At 44.9% G+C, this 16589-nt stretch carries 9 protein-coding genes and 3 pseudogenes; 7 read left to right on the top strand and 5 right to left on the bottom strand.

From position 1 onward, the window contains the following. Window positions 1-457: 457 nt before the first annotated feature. A pseudogene (locus QUA16_RS30915) lies at window positions 458-565 on the bottom strand (zinc ribbon domain-containing protein); the annotation flags it as partial. A 114-nt stretch (window positions 566-679) separates the two neighbouring features. Between QUA16_RS30915 and QUA16_RS30910 the strand changes: the two are divergent. Next, window positions 680-1894, top strand: coding sequence for a transposase (locus tag QUA16_RS30910; protein WP_333104510.1), 1215 nt, complete (start codon window positions 680-682; stop codon window positions 1892-1894). A 4-nt stretch (window positions 1895-1898) separates the two neighbouring features. Here the strand turns inward: QUA16_RS30910 and QUA16_RS30905 are convergent. Beyond that, window positions 1899-2042: pseudogene (locus QUA16_RS30905) on the bottom strand (helix-turn-helix domain-containing protein); the annotation flags it as partial. A gap of 216 nt (window positions 2043-2258) precedes the next feature. On the opposite strand from QUA16_RS30905, the gene btpA reads away from it, so the two are divergent. The 4 genes from btpA to QUA16_RS30885 all read left to right on the top strand — a co-directional run bounded on the left by btpA (window position 2259) and on the right by QUA16_RS30885 (window position 7837). Beyond that, the gene (gene btpA / locus QUA16_RS30900) at window positions 2259-3146 is read left to right on the top strand and encodes a photosystem I biogenesis protein BtpA (RefSeq protein ID WP_333104508.1); all 888 of its coding nucleotides are present in this window, start codon (window positions 2259-2261) and stop codon (window positions 3144-3146) included. 198 nt (window positions 3147-3344) lie between these two features. Further along, window positions 3345-4268 carry a vitamin K epoxide reductase family protein gene (locus tag QUA16_RS30895; protein ID WP_333104506.1) on the top strand — a complete coding sequence of 308 codons (924 nt, stop codon included), beginning with the start codon at window positions 3345-3347 and terminating at the stop codon, window positions 4266-4268. Window positions 4269-4736: 468 nt separating this feature from the next. After that, entirely contained in the window at window positions 4737-6872 is a 2136-nt protein-coding gene (locus QUA16_RS30890) for a CHASE2 domain-containing protein (protein WP_333104504.1), read from the top strand. A 704-nt stretch (window positions 6873-7576) separates the two neighbouring features. Then, window positions 7577-7837, top strand: a complete 261-nt coding sequence (locus tag QUA16_RS30885; protein WP_333144018.1) for a hypothetical protein — start codon at window positions 7577-7579, stop codon at window positions 7835-7837. A 10-nt stretch (window positions 7838-7847) separates the two neighbouring features. On the opposite strand, the gene nadB is transcribed toward QUA16_RS30885, so the two are convergent. The 3 genes from nadB to QUA16_RS30870 all read right to left on the bottom strand — a co-directional run bounded on the left by nadB (window position 7848) and on the right by QUA16_RS30870 (window position 11463). Continuing rightward, window positions 7848-9500 carry an L-aspartate oxidase gene (nadB, locus tag QUA16_RS30880; protein ID WP_333104500.1) on the bottom strand — a complete coding sequence of 551 codons (1653 nt, stop codon included), beginning with the start codon at window positions 9498-9500 and terminating at the stop codon, window positions 7848-7850. A gap of 316 nt (window positions 9501-9816) precedes the next feature. After that, window positions 9817-10251 carry a photosystem II complex extrinsic protein PsbU gene (psbU, locus tag QUA16_RS30875; RefSeq protein ID WP_006635850.1) on the bottom strand — a complete coding sequence of 145 codons (435 nt, stop codon included), beginning with the start codon at window positions 10249-10251 and terminating at the stop codon, window positions 9817-9819. Between the two features lie 252 nt (window positions 10252-10503). Next, window positions 10504-11463, bottom strand: coding sequence for an adenylate/guanylate cyclase domain-containing protein (locus QUA16_RS30870; RefSeq protein ID WP_333104498.1), 960 nt, complete (start codon window positions 11461-11463; stop codon window positions 10504-10506). A gap of 945 nt (window positions 11464-12408) precedes the next feature. Between QUA16_RS30870 and QUA16_RS30865 the strand changes: the two genes are divergently transcribed. Continuing rightward, window positions 12409-15399, top strand: coding sequence for an amino acid adenylation domain-containing protein (locus QUA16_RS30865; protein WP_333104496.1), 2991 nt, complete (start codon window positions 12409-12411; stop codon window positions 15397-15399). A 442-nt stretch (window positions 15400-15841) separates the two neighbouring features. Continuing rightward, window positions 15842-16589, top strand: a pseudogene (locus QUA16_RS30860) (hypothetical protein); the annotation flags it as partial.

The raw sequence follows: 16589 nt of genomic DNA, 5'->3' as shown, positions 1-16589 counted from the left end.
GCAAAAGTCCTTTTCATAAATTTATTGGACGGGCTCTTCGGCCCATCCCACAAGAAAAAATAACTCTTGTGGGATGGACCGAAGAGCCCGTCCTAGTTATTTTTGCAAGAGGTTGATTAACAGTAAGACTTTTTCTGACATTTGCTAACAATCACTTACATTTGCCTTCTGGTCTTCATGTCATATAGAATGAATTTAGCCACTCAGATGTAGGTGAAAAACCTTGGTAGTACGCAACCGCTATATAAATAAGTTGCCTCTACATTATCAAAGCAAATAATCAGATTGGCGTGGGGCTGTAAGCGATAACCAAGCTGAAGGCAAGAATATAAGTGCTTGTAGAAATTTCTACGGGCATCGGTTGATACGCCTTGGTTGAGATCTGATCTCAACTTATGTATTTGTTAGCAAATGTTAGCAAAAAAGTATCGGTCTAATGTCCAAGAAGCGTCCCTCCTCAGACAATCCTTGAAAAGCGGATAACTTGAGCTGCTGCTACGTCTCTATGCGTCGTGTAACCACACTCAGGGCATTGGTGGAGTCTTTCTTTAAGCTCCTTTTTACCGAAAAATTGGGTTTAAAGCCCCGTCCTTGGCTTGACGGCTTTCTCTTTAAATACTATAGCTTAAGAAGCGATGCAACGTTTTTTAAGCTATAGTAAATAGAGGAGGTGATGCAAGTGTTTAGTCTGACATACGAATACAAACTCAAACCCACATCAGCCCAAGTTGCCCGATTTGAAGACTGGCTCGAACAATGTCGGCGCGTCTACAACTATGCCTTAGCCGAACGCAAAGATTGGTTTAAATCTCGTAGCTGTCAGATAAATGCTTGTTCTCTCCAGTCCGAATACATCATTCCAGCAGAAACCAAACGCCCTACTTATGCCAGTCAATGCAAGACATTAACAGCCTATAGGAAAACTTCTGGCAACCTACAGCGAGTGCAATCTCAAGTTCTACAACAGACGCTTCGTCGGTTAGAACAAGCATTCGTCAGTATGTGGGAGCAAGGACATGGTTTCCCTCGATTCAAGAAGAGTGGAACCATGCGCTCTTTCGTTTTTCCTCAAGTTGGGATAGATGCCGTAAGAGATGGCGCTATCAAGCTACCTGTAATTGGCTGGCTCAAGTTGCGCCAATCGCGTTCTATTCCTGATAGCGCCAAGCTAAAACAGGTTCGGATAGTCAGACGTGCTAGCGGATGGTTTGCCATGTTGACATTGCAGTGGGATGTATCCGTTCCAGATGTCATGCCACATGGCGAAGCGCTTGGAGTAGACGTTGGAATCAGTCACTTTGCTGCGGTTTCTAACGGTAAGTTGTTCCCCAATCCCAGACCTTTCAATTCGCTCGAACGCAAGCTTAGATTACTGCAACAGAGAGTATCAAGAAAAGTTAAGGGGTCGAATAACCGCAAGAAAGCGCAAGTTAAAGTCAGCAAACTGCACGAACGAATTGCAAATACTCGGAAAAACTACTACTGGCTCGTAGCTCACAATCTCTGCGATTGGGCGGGGATGATATTTGTGGAAGATTTGAAACTTAAAGGTCTAGTGCGAGGCTTCTTAGGGAAGCACTGCTTAGACGCTGGATGGGGACAATTTTTTCAAGTATTAGAGCAGTGCTGTCGCAAACGCGGAGTGTTCTTTCTTAATGTTGACAGCAAGAAAACCAGTCAGATATGTCCTAACTGCTTAGTCGAGACGGGCAAGAAAGCGCTATCCGAGCGTATTCATTCGTGCCAACATTGTGGCTATAGGACGGATAGAGACGTTGCAGCCGCTCAAGTAGTTCTCATTCGAGGACTTGCAGCCGTGGGACACACGGTCAAGATGCTTTCTGAGGGTAAAGCGATTGCGCTCCCGGCGATGAAAGAATCCCCGTCCTTATAGGGCGGGGAGTGTCAAGAGAGTTGATCCAGTCCTTGCGTTCCCGCAAAGCGTAGTTCCAAACCTTGCGACAAACCATTAGAACCCGCTCAATTTCTTGAGCTTGCTCTGCAGTTGGCTTCAATTTGTACTCGTAATTAAGGTTTAACATTGCTCGTTTTCCCTGGATCTACAAAATAGAGTAGGCTTTTGTAGAGTCAACGACAAGCAAAGCAATGCAAGGTAACTTGCAGGCTAAAGCCTGCCTCTAGCTTTCATCCCCGGTCTAAAGACACGGGGTTCTCAGCATATTTGCTATAGAATTCTAGAATATACCGTCAAAATCCGCCGTCAGCCGTCAGTGAACTTGGTGGTTTCAGGAAAATCCGTGGACTTAAAACAAATATTCAAAACGCCGAATCCCATAATCGGTGTCGTACATTTACAGCCTTTGCCAACTTCTCCCCGCTGGGGCGGAAACCTCAAAGCTATTATCGGAAGAGCCGAGCAAGAGGCTACAGCGCTGGCTTCTGGTGGGGCAAACGGTATCATTGTCGAGAACTTTTTCGACGCTCCTTTTGCCAAAGACAGCGTAGATCCGGCTGTGGTAAGTGCCATGACTCTGGTAGTCGAGAGGCTAACAAATCTCGTGACGCTGCCGATCGGCGTTAACGTGCTGCGAAACGACGCCCACAGCGCGATCGCCATCGCCTCCTGCACAGGAGCTCAATTCATCCGCGTCAACGTCCTCAACGGCATCATGGCTACAGACCAAGGCTTAATTGAAGGCCAAGCTCACCAGCTACTGCGCTACCGCCGGGAATTGGGCAGCGATGTCAAAATATTAGCAGACGTGTTAGTCAAGCACGGGCGCCCCCTAGGCAGCCCCAACTTGACCACAGCCGTCCAAGAGACGATCGGGCGAGCTTTAGCCGACGCCGTAATCCTTTCCGGCTGGACAACTGGTAGCCCTCCCAATCTCGAAGACTTAGAACTCGCGAGTGCAGCAGCGGCGGGAATTCCAGTCTTCATCGGCAGCGGCGCCTCGTGGGAAAACATTTCCACCCTCATGCAGGCCGCTGACGGCGTAATCGTATCGAGTTCCCTGAAGCGAAACGGCCGCATTGAGCAGCCTATAGATCCGATCCGCGTCAGTCAGTTTGTAGAAGCCGCCCGCCGCAGCTTGTCACAGAAAGATCCCGAACAGGAAAATAGAGATGCTAATGGCTCAAGAGGGCCAACACCGGAACCGGGCAAAGTCACAAGTAAAACGTAAAATAGGAATTGTTGACTGTTGACTCTTGGCAGTAGTCAGTTGGCAGTTGGCAGTAGTCAGTAGTCATCAGTTATCAGTCATCAGTCATTAGTTAACAATTAACAGTCAACAGTCAACAGTCAACAGTCAACAGTCAACAGTTAACAGTCAACAGTCAACAGTCAACAATTCCCAATTCCCAAATTACCAAATCAAAAAATGATTCGCCGACGTTCAACCCCTTGGATTCATCGCTGGTCTAGGACTGTGATGGCAGCGATCGCAGCCATAGGCGTCGTAGAAACGGCCTATCTCACGATCGCTAAATTCACGAATGGCTCGGTCATTTGTCCCACCAGCGGCTGCGACAAAGTTCTCAACAGTCCCTACGCCACAGTCTTTGGCACAGTGCCTTTAAGTTTGTTAGGCTGTCTGGCTTACCTGAGCATAGCAATTCTGGCATTGGCTCCCAAAGCTGTAAATCCCGACACCAAGAAAGGACTGCACTCTCAACTAGAAAAAAACACTTGGCAAGCGCTATTTATCATCACTGCTGCGATGGTAATTTTCAGCAGCTATTTGATGTATTTGATGGCTTTTGAAATTCAGGATGTGTGCATTTACTGCGTCACTTCTGCCTTATTTGCGCTGTCGCTGTTTGTGCTGGTGCTAGTCGGGCGCGAGTGGGAAGATATCGGACAGTTGGTGTTTACAGGCATTTTGGTGGCAATGGTGAGTTCGATCGGCGCGTTGGGACTTTATAACAGCGTCAAGTCACCTCCTCCTATTGTCTCTACCCCCGGAATTGCACCCCCTGCCGTCACTACAACCTCCGGCCCGGCCGAAATTGCTTTGGCCCGCCACCTCCGACAAATCGGGGCTAAAGAGTATGGCGCTTACTGGTGTCCCCACTGCCACGACCAAAAAATGCTGTTCGGCAAAGAAGCAGCCAAAATAATTGATTATGTTGAATGCGATCCCAGGGGGCAAAATTCCCGCGCTGAAATTTGCCAAGCTGCTGCTGCGAATGTTAAAGGTTTCCCGACTTGGGAGATTAATGGTCAGTTTTATTCGGGGACGCAATCTTTGAAGAAACTCGCTGATTTATCGGGTTACACGGGCCCGCTAAACTTTCAAAACTAACAGGAAAGTTGGAGATGTTAGATGACAGATTTTAGATTGAGTGGCAGGAAATATCCGGGTTTTTAACTTAGTTTAGCGTGGGTTCGTGCTGCGAAATCAATCTAAAATCTTGCATCTATAATCAATAAAAAAATAGTAAAAATTAGTGAGAAAGAATTTTTTTAAACAAGTTGTGGGTTTTTAGTATTTAGATCCGCGAATAACGACTAAAACTTTTACATAAAAATGCAAGAAACCGGGTTTCTGCTTCCAGAGTGATTGTTGAAATGACATATTTTGGTGGCGAAACCCGGTTTCTACTGTTGCACCCCGATCGCACCCAAAAACCAAAAAATTGGATAATCTAAAATCTAAAATCGACTCGCCCGCACCCAAAAACCAAAAAATTGGATAATCTAAAATCTAAAATCTAAAATCTAAAATCGACTCGCTCCGGAGATGTAAAACCTATACGTAGTAGTAGTTTAGATGCTCACAGGGCGAGACCCAAATCCCCAAAATATGCTAGAAACTATCAGACAATGGGTCGATCGAGAACGCCGAGTATTGATTACTGCGAGTGCCGTTGCTAGTACGGTGATTGTCATGCGCTGGTTCGGATTTTTGCAGGTGTGGGAATGGGCTGCTTTCGACCACTTTGTGCGCTGGCGGCCGGCCGAACCCATTGACTCGCGCATCGTCATTGTAGAAATTAAGGAAGCTGACTTGCAAAAATACGGCTACCCAATTTCGGATGCTGTCTTGGCCCAATTGCTGCAAAAATTGCACGCTGGAAACCCGCGGGCGATCGGCCTCGACGTTTACCGAGATTTGCCAACTCAACCGGGTAACGCCGAATTGCTCAAAACTTTTAAAACTATTCCCAACTTAATCGGCATTGAGTTGATGCCAGACGAAACCCGCTTCGGAGTTCGCCCGCCTCCGGTACTTGACAAGCTCGATCGAATCGGTTTCAACAACGTTGTCATCGACGCTGACTCAAAAGTGCGGCGAACTTTGCTCTACGCTTGGCCCGGAGACGGCAAAACTCATCAAAGTTTCGCACTCAGACTGGCTTTGCTTTACCTCAAAAGCGAAGGAATTTCCCCTCAACGAGCCAGAGTCAATCCTAAATACTTGCAATTAGGCAAGGGGGTTTTTCGGCCTTTTCAACCGAATGACGGTGCTTACGTTCGATCGGACAGCCGTGGCTATCAAATTTTGAGCAACCTGCGCGGCCCGCGAGGCAGTTTTCGCACTGCATCGATGGGCGATGTGCTTTCTGGCAAAGTACCTGCTGATTTTGTACGATCGCGCATTGTCTTGATCGGCTCAAATGCCCCCAGCCTCAAAGACTTTTACCAAAATTCTTACAGTTCCGGTTGGTTTGGTCCTCCCCAGCAAATACCGGGAGTCGAGCTTCAGGCTCATTTCTTGAGCCAAATTTTGAGTGCCGCTCTCGACGGGCGCGGGGGTATCAATGTCTGGCCAGAGGCTGCGGAGTTGCTGTGGATTTTACTGTGGGCTTGGGCGGGAGCAAATGTGAGTTGGAATTTGCGATCGCTTGGTCGATCGGCTTACTGTTTATTAAGTATCTGTCTAGGGTTGAGTGCGAGTTTATACTTAGCATTTTTAGCAGGTTGGTGGCTACCGTTAATTCCTCCAATCCTCAGTCTTGTGGGTTCTGGCGCCGCAGTTGTGGGTTATCTGGCTCACTTGCAAGAAGAATTAAAACGGTCTAAAGAATTTTTACAATCGCTAATCGATACAATTCCCGACCCCATTTTTGTCAAAGATCGAAATCACCGCTGCATAGTTTTGAATCAGGCATATTGTCGGTTTATTGGCTATCCTTTAGAGATTTTAACTTGCCGAACAGATTACGAATTATTTCCCCAAGCCGAAGCCGAGATATTTTGGCAGCAAAACGAATTAGTATTTCAAACTCATCAGCCGCGAGAAAATGAAGAATATTTTACAGACGCTCACGGAATTACGCATCTGATTGCGACTAAAAGATCCCTGCATAAAGATGCTGCAGGCAACCTATTTTTAGTCGGAGCAATCAGAGATATTACCGAGCGCCAACTTCGTGCAAAAGCCCTAGAACAAAAAAACGCTGAACTCAGCCACCAAGCTTATCACGATCCTCTTACCGGTTTGCCCAACCGCCAAATGTTCTACGAATGCTTGCATCGGTCTCTAGAAATAGCCTCCAGCAATCAGGAATTGGTAGCTTTACTGTTTTTAGATTTAGATGGATTTAAGTCAATCAACGACACTCTCGGACACCATGTGGGCGATTTACTCTTAAAAACAGTTGCCAGTCGGCTCAAAAAATGCTTGCGTGGCAGTGATACAATCTCGCGGTTGGGCGGCGACGAGTTCACAGTCATTTTGCCCGCAATTCCCGGTCGCGAGGATGCTGCGAAAGTAGCTGAAAAAATTTGCGATGCCATGATGCAGCCTTTTATTTTAGAAGAACATACAGTTTCTGTAACTACAAGTATTGGCATTAGTTTATATCCCATTGACGGTCAAGAGCCAGAGATTTTAGTTAAGAATGCCGATGTTGCGATGTATCGTGCTAAGGAACGCGGGAAAAATCAATATCACTTTTATTAATTAAGATTAGTTAAAAACATAATACAACTGTAGGTAAAGTCCCCACCCCGATATTGATAACTCATTTGTAATTATTCAATTGTTTTATCTAAAATCTCAATTATTTCAGACAAAATTTGAGCAATTTTTAGACATCAAACCCTAATTGGGCCGTGAGGGAGATATTATTTCAGGTTTTCCCTGTGCAGCTACAGCGTATTCCAGGTTTATGAAGTACGCACTCCTAACCGGGTTTCTTTACAGTTCTCGCATCATTACTGATTCTGTTGCTCGAAACCCGGTCGATCGCGATCTACATCTACATGGAATATGCTGTAACTTCAAAAAACTAGCTCGCTCCTTAAACTGTAAACCATCTAAGCTTTTTGAAACTGTTCAAAAAAATGTCCAAAGTAGTGAAATCTCAAATTACGTAACTTAAAATTTTCTAATTTGTCATCTGTCATTAGATAGATTTAGCCAAATATAAAACTTATGAGAGCAACTTGCCGTGTCATCTAAATGTTACAAAATATTAAAAAAAATCACAGCCTGAAACCAAATTCCAATCGCCAAAAAGCCTTAATGTAAAAAAAATTATGTAAACTTACGAAAGTTAATTAAAGTAAATGTAAAGATATCAGTGGAAATACGGAAATTGATAGATATAATAGGTGGTACAGACGTGGATCTATTGCGATGATTTGAATAAGGCTGTGAATACTATGCGTACTTTGATTCAGCTCACAACAACGGCAACCCTGGCGGCCTGCCTGCAAGTGAATATAGTCGGCACCGCAAATGCGGCCCGATTTGCCAGCAACTCAACTAGCAACTTAACAAAAACCCGTAGCGCGGGCCAGATCCCGACGCCATCGACCCCCAGAGTTGGGACAGTTACACCAACCTCTAGGTTTGGAAATCCCCAACAATACGAACCAGACCCGAACGGGAACCCTAAAAGTGACGGTACGGGAACGCGCTGACCCCAAATTTTCAATCTTCTATTCGCCCAGATTTGTACCAATTGCAGTAGTGAATTAATGTGTGGGCGCACCAATCCGGATCGGTGAGGGGATAGTCCACTCGGTAATGACCGCCACGGCTTTCAGTGCGAAACGCAGCACTTTTGACAATTAAATAGCCGATATCCAATAAATTCCCAACTTCTCCCCAATTTCGCAAAATTGAGCTATTCTGGGCCTCAGCAGGGGAAAAATCAATAATTTGTCCGGGCTGTAAATTATTAAGCGCTTGACTCAAAGGCAACGAAGCAAATTCTTGTCGCCAAATCTCAAGTTGGACGATCGCACTTTCCAAATCCCGCTGTCCCCGGCAAATTCCCGCACTCTGCCACACCAAATTCGGCAATTCGACCCGCAACTTTTCGATCGCCTCAATGTCCTGTTCAGAAATCGATTTTTCCCAGATTTCCCCTGCCTCGATCCCATCGCCGAATGCATCGGGGGTTCCACCTTCTAGCTGCAAAAGTCCCATCTGCGCCCCAAAAACCAGACATTCCAGCAGCGAATTGCTCGCCAACCGATTAGCGCCGTGTACCCCCGTGCTCGCAGTTTCTCCCACCGCGTACAAACCCGGAATCGAAGTTTGGTTAAACTTGTCAGCGACAATTCCTCCCATCCAGTAATGGGCTGCGGGCGTCACCGGCACCGGTTCGGAAAAAATATCAATTCCCCAGTCAGCGCACACTTGAATAATATTTGGAAATCTGTACCGCAGTCGATCGACCGCAATGGGGCGCAAATCCAGCCAAACATGAGGTTCCCCCGTCTTTTGTAAGTGGCGGAAAATAGCGCGGCTGACAACATCCCTAGGGGCGAGTTCCCCGCTGGGGTGAGAGTCAAAAGCAAAGCGATATCCCTTACTGTCAACCAAATGAGCTCCTTCTCCCCGCACCGCTTCGCTAATGAGAAACCGAGGCGCGCCCGCTGTGCTCAGCGCCGTCGGGTGAAACTGCACAAATTCTAAATCTCGCAGCAGCGCCCCGGCGCGCCACGCAATTGCCACCCCGTCCCCGGTACTTACCGACGGATTCGTCGTTTGAGCAAAAACCTGTCCGCCGCCGCCTGTCGCCAGCACCACCGCTTTGGCCCGCAGCCACTTGACTTGTGAGCCGCAAATCGAGCTAATCCCCTGGCAGCGCCCGGTTTTGTCTAGCCACAGACTCAAAGCAAAGGCAGGAGATACGAGTTGAATGTTTTTGCGGCTCAATACTTTTGCTGTCAGCGTACTGATAACGGCTTTGCCCGTAGTGTCGGCGGCGTGGAGAACTCGGCGGCGGGAGTGGGCGGCTTCTAGGGTGAGGGCTAAATCTGGGCCGGTGCGATCGAATGCAACGCCCATTTTCACCAGGGAGTCAATGCAAGCACCAGCTTCCTCGACTAAAAATTTCACCGCCTCCAAATCGCAAAGACCGGCTCCTGCAGCCAGTGTATCCTGAACGTGCAGCGCTGCGGAATCTTCAGGGGCGATCGCCGCGGCAATCCCTCCTTGAGCCCAATCGCTGGCAGAAACAGGTAGGGTATTTTTATTGATCAAGCCCACCTGCAAATGTTCTGGCAGGCAAAGTGCCGTGTACAAACCGGCCGCGCCAGCACCTATTACCAATACGTCAAATTTGTCAGTCATAAGTCTGCCGCCAGTCGATTTTAGATTTTAGATTTTAGATTTTAGATTTTAGAATTGAGTCTACAGATGAATCTGGGGACTTGAACTAATGTCAGTCAAGGGATTTTAGATTTTAGATTTTAGATTTGAGATGAATGAGGAGAAGCCGCTTATTTCAATCTAGCGAATTTGGGTCGGCTTTTGCCCAATGATGGTTGAAAGTAAGTCTTGATAAATTAAAGGCAGAAGTCATCAGCCTAAGAGAAAAAAAATCTTTTCTTTCGGCCGTTTGCCTTCTGCCCAATGACTTATGCCTTCAAATGAGGCCCGCTGCTACCTAGTCGTAGAGACCATTATTCAACCGGTTGTCTCCTTCAATAAAGACTGATTCAACATCAGTTACGGTGAATTTGTCCATGTTAGCTTGCAGCACTTTTTTCTGAGCATCCGTCAAGTCTGAAATATTGAGTACGTCCTCAACATTTTCGTAAGGAGCATTCTTAATAATTAGTCGAGCTAAAGTGGGATACAACCCTCGAAATTCCCGAAAGTCCCGGACGGCGCTGTTGTTCAAATCAAGTTTTTTGCCGTATTCTGTGGCAAGCTTCTCATCGGCGCGATTGGTTCTAGCCGGAGCTTCAACAGCTAGGAGCGAGGATGATGGCAAGACGATACGGCTTAATGACGCGGCGATCGCGCTTTGGTCTCCAGCCCATGCAAAGCAGCCCAGCACTAAGCCCAAGACTGCCAATAGACGACCCAATCGTTTCATGAAGTTTTGTCTCCCAATTTCATACACAGCATTTATGTAGAGACTACCATTTTGCTTATGCAGTTTTTCAGATAAATCCGCAATAGGTAGAGGGCTGTTATAAACTTTACATTTTGGTATTGACAAGGCTAACGATATATGATATTGAGCGCGTTTTAAGCATCGCAGGCAAGTTTATAAAAGGCACTCCCAATTAAAAACTCGGACTGCCATTTTAAAGGGTTAATTTTTGCCCTGCACCCAATTTTCTAGCTATCGAGAACTCTTTCCTTTGCTTTTGAGAAAAGCGTTCAAGTCAGCATAAGTACCGCCGTAAGCCACGCTGGGATTCTCGTAACCCTTCAAAGAAACGGTGTGCTGCTCGAAAGCGCCCTGGGCCCCCAATTGCGTCAGGTATTTGTAGGTAGTTTGTCCCACAGCGATATCCTTGCCGAGTTGCTTGGTGCAAGATTCCAGGCGAAATGCTGCGTTTACAGTATCTCCCAAGGCGGTATAGTCCGATCGGTCGCTGCTGCCAGAATTTCCCACCATTGCATAACCTGTATTGATGCCGGCGCCGACTCGCAAAGGAAAAGGCAGGGGGTAACGGCTGCTGAGTTCGTCTGTTGCCTTGTGCAGTTCGCTCAAAGCTTGGCAAATCCGCATCATTTCCTCGCTGCTGACATCGCTGGTTTTGTGGAACCAGACGGCCATGATGGCATCACCGATGTATTTGTCCACCCAACTGCCGTGTTCGCGAATGATCTGTCCTGCTTTGCGGAACCAATTGCCGATAACTTCCGAGAGGAGGGTTTCGTCTAGCTGCCTAGTCAAAACTGTAAAGTCTCGGATGTCCATTACCATGACGCTAATCAGGCTACGCACCGTCAAAGTCGCCGTAAAATCTTCAGAGTCTGTCTCGTGTATTGGATCGTGTCGGTGGCCGGCCGTTGGGTTGTAGAAGTCCAATTCGGTTTGACCGAAAATAATCCGATCGCCATTTCGGAGAGTGACAGGAATACTGACCCGCCGCCCGTTGACAAAGGAACCATTGCGGCTGCCCAAGTCGATTAGGTAGAACTCTCCTGTCTCCATTTGCTGTAACATCGCGTGATTACGGGAAATCCAGCGATCTGTCAGTACAAAATTATTGTCATCGCTCCGCCCTACTGTCCAGCAATTGCTGCCGGAGAGCGGCAAGTAGCGATTGCCGCCTTCTGTGCGAAGTACCATATGTGGATTGGGTTGCACTCGTCACAACAGTCCTAGAAACGACACAAAATTAACCGATTTGAGATTTGAGATTTGAGACTTCAGATTTTAGATTTTTTAGTCCATCATCGATGCACCTAGCCCCTGCGGGATTGGTCAACCATAAATTCGATCGAGCTAGCGAAGGTATTTATGATTCGATCTACCAAAGCAGCCCGTAAAAACAGACTGTCTACCAAGATTGTACCTGATAATACTGCCTGCCCCGGAGCGAAGACAACTTTTCTTTATTTTGATGGGCAGAAAAAAGTGGGAAAATGGCTCTCTGGCTAGGCGGCTAGCGTGTACACACAAGTCCGAAATCTTGCCACACAATTCCTGAAACCCAAGTTTCCCATGAATCTCAGAAAGGAAGCTTATTTTCCTGAATTTTAAGTTATTGATTCGGCAAAACGAGAAATCAAGATTCTAGGAAACAGCGTTTCTACAATATGGGTCAGCGCTCAACTTGTCTGTACACGGTAGAGCTAGGCGGGGGGTAGGGGGTGTGGCATGGTATGCAGATCCAGAGTTCTGTGTACTACTCCCTCTGGTGTAAGCTTCCCATTTCAACCGGAACAGCCGATCGTACCGAAGACTTCCTTAATAACTGATTTTCTCAGTATTTTTACTTAATAATCCGAGATTGAGCCACCGCCATCCACTCAAAATAACCCATGTGACTGTTGAGGCTGCGGAAGGGAATTATAAATTCACCTAAATTGACCTTTTGTTCCGGATGAACATAGTTAGGTCTAGTAAGTTATGTAAGCCTATGGCACGACCAAAAGTTTGGTGTCATTGATTACCGCCTTTGCAAGCCAAATAAAGACGGTAAAGCCCTAGCAATGGCTACCTAATCAATGCTTGAAATCCTACAGAGCGTCGTGAGCGAGGTTCGTAATAACTTATTTATCAAGGTTTGTCATGAGACCTATAGAAAAATTCTGCATTCATAACTTAGTAGAATCCCAAGTAAGACAAACACCAACTGCTATTGCTGCTATTTTTAACACCGAGCAAATAACTTATCAAGAATTAAATAATAAAGCCAATCAATTAGCGCATTATCTGAAAAGCTTAGGGGTTAATTCAGAGACGCTGATTGGAGTATGCGTTGATCGATCGCTGAATATGTTAATCGGACTCCTGGCAGTCTTAAAAGCCGGTAGTGCTTACGTCCCTCTTGACCCAACTTATCCCGAAGATCGGTTAGCTTTTATGTTGGAAGACTCCCAGCTTCCGATACTAATTACCCAAACCCATCTTCTCAGCTCCCTACCTAAAAGCAATGGTATACGAGTGGTATGTTTAGACTCAGATTGGCAAATAATTGAGCAATTCAGCCAAGATAATTTACAAAGCGAAGTCACGCCAGATAATTTAGCCTATACAATATATACCTCTGGGTCAACTGGTAAACCTAAAGGCGTGCAAATTCTTCACCAAGGTGTCGTCAATCTTCTGCTTTCAATGAAACAAGAACCAGGGTTTACAGAGCGAGATGTACTACTAGCCGTAACGACTATTTCCTTTGACCTTGCTGTTGTAGAACTTTTTTTACCCTTGATAGTTGGTGCTCGCGTTGTTATAGTGAGTCGTGAAGTAGCCAGAGATCCAATTAAGTTGTCTAAAATAATCACTGAATCGGGCGCTACATTCATGCAGGCAACTCCTGCAACATGGAAAATGCTATTAGCAGTTAATTGGCAAGGCAACCGCAATTTAAAAATTATTTGTGGAGGAGAATCTCTAAATCGACACTTAGCAAATCAATTGCTAGAACGAAGTTCATCCCTTTGGAATATGTATGCCCCGACAGAAACAACTACTTGGTCAACAATTTATCGGGTAGAACCTGGTGAGGGAACCATCCCCATTGGTCGCGCCATTTTAAATACTAAAATTTATCTATTCAAGTATCCACATAACTTTAACAATAACATTTTTGAGCCGATTGCTGATGGAGATAGTGGAGAGATTTTTATTGGTGGGGTCGGAGTAGCGAGAGGCTATCTTAACCGCCCCGATCTCACTAAGGAAAGGTTTTTCCCCGATCCTTTTAGCACTGAAATAGGTGATCGTATGTACAAAACAGGTGACTTAGGTCATTATCTATCCGATGGTAATATTGCCATTATTGGACGTAGTGATTACCAAGTTAAAATCCGGGGTCACAGGGTTGAACTCAGCGATATTGAAGCAGCTTGCTTAGATAATTACGCGGTCAAAGATGTTGTTGTAGTTGTCAAGAAAGATTCTCAGGAAGACTGCTATTTAGTTGCTTATATAGTATTAAAATTACCATCGTTAAAGTTGAGTTCAGCCGAGGTAAGAGGGGCGCTGAAATCAAAATTACCTGATTACATGGTACCTGCATTTGTAGTTTTTATGGATGCTTTGCCATTAACACCTAATTATAAAGTAGATCGAGAGGCACTACCCACACCAACTCTTGATAATGCTGAAGAATCTGTGCCTCCCCGCACGGAAATAGAAAAACAATTGGCTAAAATTTGGACTTCAGTTTTAGGAGGAGAAATTGGCATCCATCAAAGCTTTTTCGAGTCAGGGGGAAATTCATTACGCGCAGCTTTATTACTAAATCGTGTATCCCAAACTTTCCCGGTGGAATTGTCTTTAGATTGCCTGTTCAAATCTCCGACAATTGCTGAATTAGCTGAAGTAATTGAGGCTGTGCAGTCTTCGGGATCTACGGCAATTTTTGAAACAAATATTGCTGACTTATCGGCTGATGCAGTCTTAGATGAAACTATTCACCCATGGACAATTACCAGATTTAGACCGAAGCACATTTTCTTGACAGGGGCAACGGGTTTTGTTGGTGCTTTTCTATTGCACGAATTGTTGCTGCATAATCCTCAAGCGACTATTTACTGTTTAGTTCGTGCTGATAATTTGGAATCTGCGACCTCTAGATTGCGTAGAACTTTGCAAAATTACGAAATTTGGGAAGAAGAATTTAGTAGGAGAATTATCCCCATATTTGGAGATTTATCAAAGCCATTGTTGGGACTATCCCCACCAAATTTTAGTGAATTAGCAGATGTCGTTGATGTGATTTATCACTGTGGTGCTTATGTCAATTTGGTTTATCCCTACACGGCGTTACGGGATGCAAATGTGGGCGGGACACAGGAGATATTGCGTCTAGCCACTATGACTAAAATTATACCAGTCCACTATATTTCTACTCTGGATGTCTTTCAATCGTCGAACTATGATAGTATGAAATTAATTGCCGAAACAGACGATTTACTTAGTGGTGAAGGATATTCAGATGGTTATTCTCAAAGTAAATGGGCTGCAGAAAAATTAGTAATGGCTGCCCGCAATCGGGGTTTACCAGTTTCTATTTATCGCCTGGGAATGGTGACGGGTCATAGCCAAACAGGTGCTTTTCAACTCAGTAATACAATCTGTCTGCTTATCAAGAGTTTGATTCAATTAGGGTATGGGCCTGAATTAGATATGAAGATGAATCTTGCTCCGGTTGATTACATTGTGCAGGCGATTCGGTATTTATCGGCTCACCCTGAGTCTGTTAACAAGACATTTCATCTATTAAGTTCCCATGTACTCTCTATGAATGAACTTATCTTGAATATTAACGACATGGGTTATGCTGTTGCTGCTATTCCTTATGGGCAGTGGCAGGCAAAACTACTTAATATGTCTCCCGATAATGCTTTAACTCCGATTGCTTCTCTATTTGTAAAAAAATTATCTAATACCCAAAAAACTTTTATCGAAACAACATCCTTTGTCTGTGAAAAGTTTGATGACAGTAACACTCAGGATGGACTGGCGGGTACTGATATTATTTGTCCTCCGATTAATTATTCAGTATTAAAGGCTTATTTATCCTATTTCCGTCGTCAAGGTTTTTTACCCTAGGATACTGAGTTAACTTATATAGCAATCCTAAGTGATTTTCTAGATATGTAAAATCCGAAAGTTTTGCTATACAAGAAGTCTAGGAAGACAAGAGGGCGTTATGCTGTGAGACTCAGATCGGATTGCTATATAACGATTCTCACTCTTCGTAGGTATACTTGCTCTGGTAAGCCTTGAATTCATCCCCTCTGTACGTACCTCCTTTTACTCAAAACCGATAACATAGCGTGGAGACTTGAAATTGTAAGCTGAGCTGCCTTACAATTATATTTAGTGGCGACCAACTAACATCCAGTAATGCTCCGGATAAAATTATATAGTGTGCCAGAAAGTTTAATTGACAAATGCCTTTTATGGGTGATAAAATAAAAGTGTGGTACTGTCAAAAGGACTGCGATTACTCGGTATAATTTAAGTTTATTTTAGGTTAGAGGCTACTGAAATGAATAAAAAAATTTTCCCTAGCTTTAAACTCTCTAAATTTCTTTTTCTCAGAAATAAAAACAATATAGACAGGTGGGAAGAATCCCTGACAAAACAAACGCTATTAAAGATAGCTTTTAGTATGGGTATGGTGATTGTAGCCTCAACAGCTATTAGTTACTTTCAAATTATATCACGTATTACTTCTAATTCATTAACTCAGTTGGAACAGTACATAAAATTACGCTCTGAACGGGAGAGAGCCATATTTACTTTAGCTGAAGATAACCATAAATTGCTCAAACAGGCTTTATTAGAGCAACTAAAAGCAGAAGCAGCTCGCGATACTAACGCTGAATTCAACGAACTGTTTGTTAGATATCCCGATGGCTCAATTCGTAATCGTCCTGAACTTTTCAAGGCTGATAAGATAGGGGGCTTATTCCTAGGAAAAAACGTCAATATTGATGCTGAAATGCAGCAACGAACAGTTGCTTTCTATAAAGTTATCAGTGCTTATGGCCCAGCTTGGCGTAATCGCTTTGCTAACACCTATACGCAAATTCCTGAGAATGGCCTGATGATATATATGCACCAGTATCCGTGGGCCCTCAAAGCACCTTCTAATGAATCTTTCCGCGTCACAGATGATGAGTCATTCCAAATTACTCGCCCTATCTACAATCCAGAACGCAAAACAGTCTGGACAGGCATTTATTACGACCAAGTAGCTGTAGCTTGGATGGCATCCTGTGTGACACCATTAG

It is taken from the genome of Microcoleus sp. S13_C3 (genome assembly GCF_036700905.1).
In the GTDB taxonomy this organism is placed as follows: Bacteria; Cyanobacteriota; Cyanobacteriia; order Cyanobacteriales; family Microcoleaceae; genus Microcoleus.
Note: the sequence above shows the minus strand (reverse complement) of the source record. Positions and strands in the feature narration are given on the sequence as shown.